This window comes from Rheinheimera pleomorphica (genome assembly GCF_011634895.1).
In the GTDB taxonomy this organism is placed as follows: Bacteria; Pseudomonadota; Gammaproteobacteria; order Enterobacterales; family Alteromonadaceae; genus Alishewanella; species Alishewanella pleomorphica.
Map to the genome: position 1 here is coordinate 100,097 of NZ_SIRR01000012.1, position 11,881 is coordinate 111,977.

The 11,881-nt window shown below is 48.2% G+C and carries 7 protein-coding genes; all 7 read left to right on the plus strand.

Annotation, left to right across the window (positions count from 1 at the left end):
• Nucleotides 1–73: 73 nt before the first annotated feature.
• The 7 genes from nhaC to EYB30_RS13685 all read left to right on the plus strand — a co-directional run bounded on the left by nhaC (nt 74) and on the right by EYB30_RS13685 (nt 11,767).
• Nucleotides 74–1,543, plus strand: coding sequence for a Na+/H+ antiporter NhaC (gene nhaC, locus EYB30_RS13655; protein WP_174978749.1), 1,470 nt, complete (start codon nt 74–76; stop codon nt 1,541–1,543).
• A gap of 83 nt (nt 1,544–1,626) precedes the next feature.
• Complete coding sequence (pepN, locus tag EYB30_RS13660; RefSeq protein ID WP_166839463.1) at nt 1,627–4,215, plus strand: aminopeptidase N; 2,589 nt, start codon at nt 1,627–1,629, stop codon at nt 4,213–4,215.
• Nucleotides 4,215–4,436, plus strand: coding sequence for a DUF2835 family protein (locus tag EYB30_RS13665; RefSeq protein ID WP_174978750.1), 222 nt, complete (start codon nt 4,215–4,217; stop codon nt 4,434–4,436). Before pepN ends, EYB30_RS13665 begins: the two co-directional genes overlap by 1 nt.
• 320 nt (nt 4,437–4,756) lie before the next feature.
• The gene (locus EYB30_RS13670; RefSeq protein ID WP_166839464.1) at nt 4,757–6,958 is read left to right on the plus strand and encodes a DUF1302 domain-containing protein; all 2,202 of its coding nucleotides are present in this window, start codon (nt 4,757–4,759) and stop codon (nt 6,956–6,958) included.
• A gap of 16 nt (nt 6,959–6,974) precedes the next feature.
• Nucleotides 6,975–8,336 (plus strand): DUF1329 domain-containing protein, encoded by a 1,362-nt coding sequence (locus EYB30_RS13675; RefSeq protein ID WP_166839465.1) that lies wholly within the window; start codon nt 6,975–6,977, stop codon nt 8,334–8,336.
• 79 nt (nt 8,337–8,415) lie between these two features.
• Entirely contained in the window at nt 8,416–9,450 is a 1,035-nt protein-coding gene (locus EYB30_RS13680; RefSeq protein ID WP_166839466.1) for a WD40/YVTN/BNR-like repeat-containing protein, read from the plus strand.
• A gap of 1 nt (nt 9,451) precedes the next feature.
• Nucleotides 9,452–11,767 carry an efflux RND transporter permease subunit gene (locus EYB30_RS13685; RefSeq protein ID WP_166839467.1) on the plus strand — a complete coding sequence of 772 codons (2,316 nt, stop codon included), beginning with the start codon at nt 9,452–9,454 and terminating at the stop codon, nt 11,765–11,767.
• The last annotated feature ends 114 nt before the right edge of the window (nt 11,768–11,881 follow it).

Genomic DNA, 11,881 nt, shown 5'->3' on the forward strand with positions numbered 1-11,881 from the left:
GACTTAAGCCTTTATATAACAATAAAAATACAGGGCGGTAGTCACGCCCTGTTCCAACCGGAGCATCAATTTTATGTCTGAAAAACAACCCAGTTTTCTGGATGCCTCTGTGCCCTTACTGGTACTGGTTGTGCTGCTTTCAGCTTCTGTGTACTTATTCGGAGATAACTCATCTTACGGGCCAAACCAGATAGCACTGTTTATGGCCACCGCGGTTGCCGTGGTTATCGGGTTAAAAAATGGTTATCGCTGGTCGGTGATGGAAAAAGCCATGGTGAAGGGCATTTCGCTGTCGCTGGGCGCTGTGCTGATCCTGCTGTCTGTCGGGGCACTGATTGGCACCTGGATGCTGTCCGGTACCGTACCTACGCTGATTTACTATGGTTTGCAGATCCTCAGCCCAAGCTGGTTTTATGCGGCCTCTTGTTTACTGTGCGGTATCGTAGCGATGAGTATTGGTAGTTCCTGGACAACGGCGGCGACTATCGGTGTGGCTTTGATTGGTGTCGCGGCCGGTCTTGGCCTGTCACCGGCTATTACCGCAGGGGCTATCGTTTCCGGGGCTTACTTTGGCGATAAGATCTCGCCGTTAAGTGAAACGACCAACCTGGCACCGGCCGTTGCCGGGGCTGACTTATTTGATCATATCCGCCATATGTTATGGACGACTGTGCCGAGCTTTTTGTTGGCGCTTGTTTTGTTTACAGTGATTGGTTTTAATTCTGATGTAAGTGCAGATTTGGCCCGTATTGATGAAATAAGCCAGGTACTGCAGGCTAATTTTTCAATTAGTGTGTTGGCGCTGGTACCCTTATTTGTGCTGCTGACGATGGCGATAAAGAAAGTACCGGCCTTTCCCACGGTATTTATCGGCGCGCTATTGGGCGCTTTGTGGGCAGTGCTGTTCCAGCAGGATTTGCTGTCAAAGTTGATTGAAACCGACGTGCCAGCTGCTTTGGGGATCACCAAGCTGATTTGGCATATTTTACATGCCGGTTTTAGCATTGACACCGGTAACGCCAGCCTGAACGATCTGCTAAGCGGCGGCGGTATGTCCAGTATGCTAAATACCATATGGCTGGTGTTCAGCGCTATGATGTTTGGCGCGACCATCGAAAAGATAGGCTTACTGCGCAAGTTTGTCACCTCTATTTTGTTCTTTGCCCGCAGCACAGGCTCGCTGATTACCAGTACTATTGCCACCTGTTTTGTGACCAATGTGCTGACCGCTGATCAGTATATGTCGATTGTCATGCCTGGCCGGATGTTTAAAGAAGAGTATGAACGGCGTAATTTGGCCCCGGTTAATTTGTCGCGCACCCTGGAAGATGGCGGTACCATCACCAGCCCGCTGATCCCGTGGAATACCTGCGGCGCTTATATGCACAGCGTGTTGCAGGTTAGCCCGCTGGATTATGCCATGTACGCGTTTTTTAACCTGATTAATCCGGTGCTGGCGATTATTTATGCTTACTGCGGTATCAAGGTATTAAAGCTGACGCCGCCAGACTCTGTGATAAGGGATGTGGCCAGCAAAGCCTAAACCATAAATAACTGACAAAAAGCCTGATTCGTTCAGGCTTTTTTATCCGTATACTTAGATTAAACGATTCAGCAGGACATGATATGGCTCAGCAAACTATGAACCGGACGGCAACATCACGACATGATTATCAACCTCCGGCATTTTTGATAACGCAGGTAGCGCTAACCTTTGAACTGGATCCCAAGGCTACCCGGGTGACATCCGTGATGCAGGTGCAACGGCAAAGTGAGGCGACCTGCCTGAAGCTGGATGGCCAGCAGCTGCGCTTGATCAGTGTAGCAGTAAATGAGCAACAGCTCAGCGCAGAGGCTTATCAACTGGACGAGCACAGCCTGACCTTAACCGACTTGCCACTGTGTTTTGAACTGCGCATTGTGACGGAAATATCACCACAAACGAATACTGCGCTTGAAGGTTTGTATCTGGCGGATGATACCTACTGTACCCAGTGTGAAGCTCAGGGCTTTCGCCGTATTAGCTATTTTTTAGACCGGCCGGATGTGCTGGCCGAATACCAGGTTACGATTAAAGCCGATGCCCGGCGTTATCCTTATCTGTTGTCTAATGGCAACAAGGTATCGGAACACCTCGATCAGCAAGGCCGCAGAGTAGTGCAGTGGCATGACCCCTTTCCTAAGCCTTGTTACTTATTTGCATTGGTTGCCGGTGATTTTGATGTGTTAATGGGTAATTTTATTACTCGCAGTGGCCGTGATGTTAGCTTGCAGTTGTTTGTTGAAAAAGGTCAGGGGCATAAAGGTCAGTTCGCGCTGGACGCATTGAAAAGGGCGATGGCCTGGGATGAGCAGCGTTTTAATCTGGAATATGATCTGGACATCTACATGGTGGTCGCGGTGGACTTCTTTAATATGGGCGCGATGGAGAACAAAGGCCTGAATGTGTTTAACAGCAAATATGTGCTGGCCGACCCTGCTACCGCAACAGATCGTGATTACTTTAATATTGAGTCCATTATTGGCCATGAGTATTTCCACAACTGGACCGGTAACCGGGTGACCTGCCGCGATTGGTTTCAACTAAGCCTGAAAGAGGGCTTAACGGTGTTTCGTGATCAGGAGTTTAGTGCTGATATGAGCTCGGCCACACTGTGTCGCATTGACGCAGTCAAGCTTATCCGCACCGCGCAGTTTGCCGAAGACGCCAGCCCGATGTCGCATCCGATCCGGCCGGAGCAGGTGCTGGAAATGAATAATTTTTACACCGTTACCGTGTATGATAAAGGTGCTGAAGTGATCCGCATGCTGCAAACCCTACTGGGGCGGGAGCGCTTTGCCGATGGCCTGGCCTTGTACCTTAACCGCCATGACGGGCAGGCGGTAACCTGTGATGATTTTGTCCGTGCCATGCAAGATGCCAGTGGCGTGGATTTAAGCCAGTTTTCACTGTGGTACAGTCAATCGGGTTCACCCGAACTGACCGTCAGGCAGCATTATGATAGTGCAGCCGCGCGTTTGACATTAACCGTTAAGCAGCACACGCCGCCAACGGCAGATCAAACCGACAAGCAGGCTTTACTGATGCCAATACGCATCGAGTTTTTACTGCCCGACGCGACCAAACAACAACATGTACTGCAGTTAACGCAAGCCAGCCAGCAGTTTGTGTTTGACAATATCAGCGCTGAGCCTGTTGTGGTGTGGCTGGAGCATTTTTCTGCGCCGGTAAAGCTGCATGCCAACAGCAGTGACGACAGTTTGCTACAGATTGCTGCAATGGCCAGTGATGGCGTGGCGCGCTGGGATGCGATGCAACAATTTTGGAGTGGCAAAGTAGCACAGGTTATCGCAGGGCACAGCGCTGAAACCGTGTTACCAACACAGCTATTTGATATGATGAAGCAGTGGCTACATCAGCCTGGTGCTGACCTGGCGCTTACAGCAGAGTTATTAATGCTGCCGGATTTTGATAGCTTAGCGGAGCAGTATCAGCAAATACCGGTAGACGGCATTTGGCAGGCTTTACAGCAATTCGAACATTTACTGGCGACAACTTTGCAGACGGCGTTACGACACTGCTACGACCAGCTGGCCGGACAAGCCTATCAGTACAGCGAATACGCCGTCGCTAGCCGCCGATTGCGGGCTTTGTGCCTGCGTTATCTGGCTCGGGTTGATTCAGATGCCGGTTTGACCGTCAGGTCGCATTATCAGCAAGCTGACAATATGACCGACACTATTGCTGCCCTTAGCGCAGCGCAGCAAACTGATGCCGTCCTGTTTAGTGAGCTTATAAGTGACTTTACCGCGCGTTGGCAGCAGGATGTGCTGGCAACAGATAAAGCTTTTGCGTTGGTGGCATCTAACCCTTCAGAGCAAGTATTTAGCGGTATTGATGCCATGTTGCAGCATCCGCAATTTAGCTGGAAAAACCCAAACCGGATCCGTGCTTTATTCAGCGCTTTTAGTTTACGTAATCCAAAGCAGTTTCATCGCGTTGATGGCAAAGGTTATCAGCTGCTGCAGCAAACGGTAGCCCGGGTAGATGTGATTAACCCGCAGGTTGCTGCCCGGTTAGTGACGCCGTTATTAAGTTGGCGCCGCTATGACAGTACGCGGCAACAGCTAATGCAACAGGCTCTGCGTCAACTTGCAGGTAGTGCAACACTTAGCAATGATCTGTATGAAAAGGTCAGTAGAAGCCTGGACTGATGCGACAGTATTATTTCAATGCCTATCTGACAACAGAGCAATGCGAGGCGTATTACCGCGGCGCGGTGAAATATGTTGTGGTGACCGCAGACAGTGGCGAGCGGGTGCAACTGCAATTTCATCATTTGCGCCCCTTTATCGACAGTGCCGGTTTGAGGGGCCGTTTTCGCCTGAGTGTCAGTGAACAAGGTGCGTTTCAGCGTCTGGAAAAAATTAATTAGAGTTTATACTTTAAACACTGAATTAAAACAATGGCTTGCTTATATCTCTGGTTTGACCTTTAATTTCATTAGCTTATAGCAAGGCGTGTTATAGCATTAGGCATATGTTAAACCACTGACAGATTAAAACGGGCAAAAGTTGCGCCAAAATTGTAAAAACTGAATACAAATCAACAGATTTACGTTGCACCAGGCCTTGCCTGTAGCCTGAAATGATGTAATTATTTTAGCTAAGTAAGCTGAGCTCGGATCAGTTGGCTTGGTAATATAACTAAAAAAACACTTATAAATCCTGCAGGGACAGGGGGGGAGATAACAAGATGAATAAAAGGTCGATAACCTTTGCTAAGAAACCCTTAGCGCTAGGTGTTGCTTCAGCGCTGTTTGCCTTGTCAATGGCTCCGGCACAAGCAGCAAGCTGGGATCTGGGTGATGTCAGCATTACGTTTGATTCAACGTTTTCCTATGGCGGCAGTGTCCGTATGGAAGACCGTAATTGGGATACGATCAGCAAAGCGAATAACCCAGGCCTGAATTGGGCTGGTTATGGTTATGATTTGGCAAATGCGGACCCGATGAAGCGGTTTAATCCGGTTTATACCAGCGCCGACATCTGGAAAGAATATGGCTCTTATTCCAGCAACGGCGACAGCGGTAATCTGAACTACGATCGCGGCGATATGTTTAGCAGCCTGTTTAAAGGTTTACACGAGTTATCTATTACCAAAGATAATATCGGCTTGTTTACCCGCTTTATGTACTTCTACGATTTTGCGCTGATGGACAAAGACGGCGCTTACACTAATCCGTTATCAGGCAATCGTGTTGACCCTTGCGCAGACGAAGAAGCCCGTGACTTAGCCTGCCGTGATATACGTTTATTAGACGCTTACATTTACGGCAACTTCAGTTTTAACGATGGTATGAACCCGGTTACCGTGAAGTTAGGCCAACAGGTACTAAGCTGGGGTGAAAGCACATTAATTCAGCATGGTATTAATATTACCCCTATTGATGTTGGTGTTGCCCGTGCACCGGGTGCAGAGCTTAAAGAAGCTTATATCCCTGTGGGTATGCTGACATTGAATATCGGTCTGACAGAAAATCTGTCTACAGAGCTATTTTATCAGTACGAGTGGGAAAATAGTTATCTACCGGTTCCTGGCAGCTATTTTTCGACGAATGACTTTGCCGGGAAAGGCGGCTTTAGTCAGAACGTGCAGCTAGGCTTTGCTGGTAATCCAGATATAGACCTGCCGTTTTTGGTAGGTGAAATGAATACTCTGTCAAGCATTGCCGGCGACCTTTATGCACTGATCGCTAACCCGGCTACGTCCGCCGCTGACAGGGCGTTAGCTGTTAGCCTGGCGACAGCGTACTCAACGAAAGTTACGCTTAGGCCAAACGGTAGCGAGGGTGAGATTAAACCTAAGGATGGTGGTCAATACGGTATTAAGCTTGAGTATTTCTCACCAGAGTTAAATGATACCGAATTTGCCCTGTACTACATGAATTACCATAGCCGCGTGCCGGTAATTTCGGGTATCGCCTCAGATTTTGAAGTTTATCGTCGCAATGCCGATGGTAGCCTGATGTTAAATGATCAGAATATGCCTATAGCGGGTGGCTTATTGCAGTCTCTGCAAATTCTTGCAGCAAACCCGGGTGGTGTAACGGCGGATAATATCGGCGACTTGCCAATGTTCTCCAAAGCTTTATTAGAGTATCCAGAAGATATTAAACTTTATGGCTTCAGCTTTAATACTACTTTAGGCGAAACCTCCGTTGCCGGTGAAATTGCCTACCGTCAGGACGAGCCCTTACAGATTGATGACGTTGAAATATTGTATGCCGGTATGCCTGAACAGTTGGCTAATGCCGGCTTACGGCCAGACTTAGCAGGCATATCTCAAATTGGCCGTGTAATCGGCACGAAAGTGGGCTCCGGGCAAAAAGCCAATGGCTTTATTCTGGCGGATACCCTTCAGGCACAGATGACCTTTACCCATTTAGTTGGGCCGGCACTTGGCTCTGACAACGTCAGTTTATTGGCTGAGATTGGCGGTATCCGTATTCAGGATATGCCGGAACAGAGCGTACTGCGTTTAAATGGTCCTAACACTGACCGCAGCGGAGCACCTTTACGTGGTTTAACAAACGGCGAGTTGGTAAATAAAGACGGTTTACATACTGGCTTATCTGATGGTGCTGAAACCAACCCGTTCCCGACAGCTTCTGCCTGGGGTTATCGTTTACTGGCGAAGATGGATTACAATAACGTTTTTGCTGGCGTTAACCTGTCGCAACGTGCTGTGTTTTCTCACGACGTCAATGGTATTACACCGGATCCGTTATTTATGTTCGTTGAAGATCGTAAGTCTCTGGCTTATGCCATCAGCTTTGACTACCTGAGCAAATGGTCTGGCGAACTGTCATACAACGTATTCTGGGGCGGTCAGGGCACAACCAACAACGTAGCAGACCGTGACTTTATCTCTTTTAACATTAAGTACTCTATTTAAGGGACGAGCACTAATTATGAAAAAACTCACCCTAATTTCATCAGCTATTGCACTGGTATTAAGCTGCTCAGTAGCCGCTAAAATTACGCCGGAGCAGGCCGCAAGACTAGGTAACGATTTAACGCCGTTAGGCGCCGAAAAAGCAGGTAATGCCGATGGCTCTATTCCCGAGTGGACAGGCGGTATTACGGCTGCACCAGCAGGCTACAGTGCGGGTATGCATCACCTGGATCCATTTAAAGATGACAAGGTGCTGCTGACCATTGATAAGTCTAATCTGGAACAGTATCAAAGCCTGTTAACACCGGGCCAGGTTAAATTGTTTGATATTTATCCTGATACTTTCAAGATGAATGTGTATCAGTCGCGGCGTACTGCGTCCTACCCACAATATGTATATGATGCTACTAAAAATATTGCTACCAAAGCCGAGCTAATCGAAGGCGGTAACGGTATTGTCAACGCAGCCATTGGTATTCCGTTCCCGATCCCGCAAAATGGTTTGGAAGCGGTGTGGAACCATTTACTGCGTTTTCGTGGCGTAGCGGCCAGCCGTAATGGTGGTCAGGCGGCACCGACAGCGTCAGGCGCTTATACTATTATCGGCTTCGATGAGCAGATCATGTTTAAGTATTCTGAACCTAATGCCACCGCTGAAGCGTTAACGGCTGAGAATATCTTGTTCCGCTTTAAGCAGGGCGTAACATCGCCTGCGCGTTTGGCCGGTACAGCCTTGTTAGTGCATGAAACGATGGATCAGGTAAAAACGCCACGTCAGGCCTGGACTTATAATACTGGCCAGCGCCGCGTCCGCCGCGCGCCTAACGTTGCCTATGATGCACCTGGTACGGCGTCAGACGGTTTGCGTACGACGGATGACTTCGATATGTTTAACGGCTCACCAGACCGTTATAACTGGGAGTTAAAAGGCAAACAGGAGCTGTATATTCCGTACAACAGCTACAAACTGCACAGCAACGATGTGAAATATGCCGATTTATTGATGGCCGGACATATTAACCCTGAATATGTACGCTGGGAAAAACACCGTGTATGGGTTGTAGAAGCAACATTAAAAGATAACACCCGCCATGTGTACGGAAAACGCGTGTTTTACATTGATGAGGATAGCTGGCAAATTCATGTTGCCGATCTGTATGACAACCGTAATGAGTTGTATCGGGTCGCGGTGGCGCATGGTCTGAACTATTATGAAGTGCCAACGCACTGGAGCACGCTGGAAGTTTATCATGACCTGAACTCGCGCCGTTATATCGCGATTGGTCTGGATAACGAGGATAAGATGTATGATTTCTCGGTTAGTCTGACAGATGCTGATTTTACCCCTGCCGCTTTGCGTCGTGAGGGAACACGGTAATCTTAACGTGTAGTGACGACGGTTGGCCTGGTGCCAACCGTTTTTATTTTAACTATTTTATAGAGTAATAACTCAGACTATGGGTAAAAAAATGATTTGTCTGGTGCTGCTTTACACGGCGTTGAGCAGCGGTGCAGTCGTAGGCAATACAACACAAAGCCAGCCCGAACCTGCCTATATCGCTGCTATGGCAGAAAAAGCGCTGCTGACCGACATTATTAATGTTGCCGAGCAAAACCTGGTCGCTGTTGGTGAGCGGGGGCATATTTTACTGAGCCAGGACGGTGTGAACTGGCAACAGGCTGAGGTGCCACTGCAGGCTAATTTAAACAGTGTTTATTTTTTAAATAAGCAACAAGGCTGGGCGGTGGGCCACGATGCCAGCATTCTGGCGACACAAGACGGTGGTAGCAGCTGGCAGCTTCAACATTATGCGCCAGAGCAGGATAAACCGTTGTTTGACGTCTATTTTACCAATAGCAAAGACGGTGTGGCCGTGGGCGCCTATGGCTTGTTCTACCGTACAGAGGACGGTGGTGTCAGTTGGCAACGTGAATTTCACCCCGAATTGCTATCCGAAGACGATCAGTTATATCTGGAAGAATTACAGGAAACCGACCCTGAGCTATATCAGATAGAGCTAGGGGCAATATTGCCGCATTTCAATCGTTTATATGCCGATGGCAATGTGTTGTATATGGTAGGCGAGGCCGGTCTGGCAGCGAAAAGCTCAGATAACGGCCGCAACTGGCAGCGCCTGGATGAGTTTTATAATGGCTCTCTGTTTGATATTACCCGCACATCCGCTATGACATTGCTGGCAGTAGGGCTGCGTGGCCACGCTTTTCAAAGTACAGATCAGGGGGCAAGCTGGCAACAACTTGAGCTTGATGAAACCGCCACCCTTAACAGTGTGTTTTCCGACCAAGCCGGCCGCTTGTTTATCGTCGGTAACGCCGGTAGCTTGTTGGTAAGCAAAGATAATGCTGCGTCTTTCGCTGATTTGTCGCGTGCGGACGGTAAGGCGATAGTTAATGGTCTTGTTTGGCGCGAACACTTATTGTTGGTGACCGAGACAGGCATAAAAACGATTAAATTGAGTGAATTAGAATAAAATGACTGTAAATCGACTGGTTAATAAGTTCGAGTACGCGTTATTCCGCCATCGTGCGCTGGTGATAGTCGCTTTTTTACTCGCTACGGTATTTCTACTGTTTAAAGCAACCAGCATTAAGCTGGATGCTGCTTTTACAAAAAACATTCCGCTGCAGCACCAGTACATGCAGACTTATTTACGTCATGCGCAGGACTTTGGTGGTGCCAATAATATTTTAATTTCGTTATGTGATGAAAGCGGCGATATTTTTAACGCTAATTTTTTCGATACGCTACGCAAAGCACATGATGAGTTGTTATATACCTCTGGAGTAGATAGGGTACAGGTTAAGTCGCTGTTTAGCCCCAGTACCCGTTTTGTTGAAGTGGTCGAAGACGGTTTTGCCGGCGGCCCGGTTATTCCGGCGGATTTTATCGCCAATAGCGATGGACTGGCTAAAGTAAAAGAAAATACCGAGAAAGCCGGTATCGTTGGTCGTATGGTGGCCGATGATTATAGTTGTGCAATGATCTCTGCTCAGTTACTGGAAGTTGACCCGGATACAGGTGAGAAACTGGATACCATAGGGTTTGCCAGTACACTGGAGCAGAATATCCGTGCTAAGTTCCAGTCAGACAGTATTAGTATACATATCATCGGTTTTGCCAAAATGGTCGGCGATGTAGCCGATGGCGCTAAAGGCGTGTTGGTGTTCTTTGCCATTGCCATAGCGGTGACATCAGTGATGGTGTTTTTCTTTTGCCGCTCGTTAATGCTGACGCTATTACCGATTGCCTGCTCGCTTATTGCGGTGGTTTGGCAGATGGGACTATTGTCTGTGATGGGCTTTGGCATTGATCCTATGTCGATACTGGTGCCGTTTCTGGTGTTTGCCATTGGCGTAAGCCATGGTGTGCAGATGATTAACTCTACCGGTAAGCGGGTTGCTGCGGGTATGGACGCTAAAACGGCAGCCCAAGCCAGTTTTCGTAAGTTATTAGTACCCGGTGGCGTAGCGCTGTTATCCGACACCGTTGGCTTTTTAACCTTGTTGATTATTGAAATTGGTGTGATCCGGGAGCTGGCCATTACCGCGAGTTTAGGTGTGGCGGTCATTATTTTAACTAACCTTATTTTACTGCCGGTACTGATGTCCTTTGTCCGCTTTAGCCGGGGTTACAAAGCACGGGTCGCCGCGCCATCGCCAGGTGCTGATAAAGTCTGGTTTGCCCTGTCGGCGTTTGCGACACGTAAGTATGCGGCAATTATTTTGCTGGTAACCGCTGTACTGTTTGGCTTTGGTTACCTGCAAAGCCAACAGCTGAAAATAGGCGATTTACATGAAGGCGCACCGGCACTGCATGAAGACTCGCGCTATAACCTGGACACTAAGCTTATTACAGAGCGTTATGCTATTTCGGTGGATTATCTGAACGTGATGGTGGAAACGCTTCCCAGTGCCTGTACTGAACACAGCATTATGGCCCGCATAGATAACTTCCAGTGGCTAATGGAAAACGTCGAAGGTGTGCAATCAGCGGTGTCACTGGCTTCTGTATCTAAGTCGATAAACGCGGCCTTTAATGAAGGCAACGTAAAATGGCGCGTGCTGCCACGTAATACCCAGTCATTGGTGCAGGCCTCGTCACGGGTAGAGACCAGCACGGGCTTATTAAATGCCGACTGCTCTGTGATGCCGGTGATCTTATTTTTAGAAGATCACAAAGCGGAAACGATAGAGCGCGTTGTTGCTGCAGCAAAAAAATACGGTGCTGAGCTTGGCGATGAGCAAACCCGTTTTATGCTGGCGTCGGGGCCTGCCGGGGTAATGGCAGCAACCAACGAAGCCGTGTCAGAAGCGCAACAGCCAATGATGTGGTATGTCTATGGTGCAGTCATCATCTTATGTTTACTGAGTTTCCGCTCGCTGCGTGCGACGATTTCGGTCATAGTGCCGCTGTATGTGGTGTCTGTATTGGCAACCGCCTTAATGACCAAGCTGCAAATTGGCTTAACAGTGTCAACACTACCGGTGATAGCACTGGGTGTAGGTATAGGTGTCGATTATGGTATTTATATTCTGTCAAATATGACACAGATGTTGCGTGACGGCGCGCCACTGCGTCAGGCGTACTTTGAAGCCTTAAAAGAACGGGGCAGTGCAGTCTTGTTCACTGGTATTACCTTAGCAATTGGTGTGAGTACCTGGGTATTCTCGGCGCTGAAATTCCAGGTTGACATGGGCATACTGCTTACCTTTATGTTTATTGTAAATATGTTAGGTGCCATAGTGGTGTTGCCGGCGTTAGCGGCCTTTTTATGGCGTAAAAATTAAAAACTTTTTTTGCATGAATAAACACGAAAATGGCCGAAAGGCCATTTTCTATTTACGGCAGATGAATAAGTTGTCAGAGGCCTTAAAAATCACTGGTTTAACCAGCACAAAAGC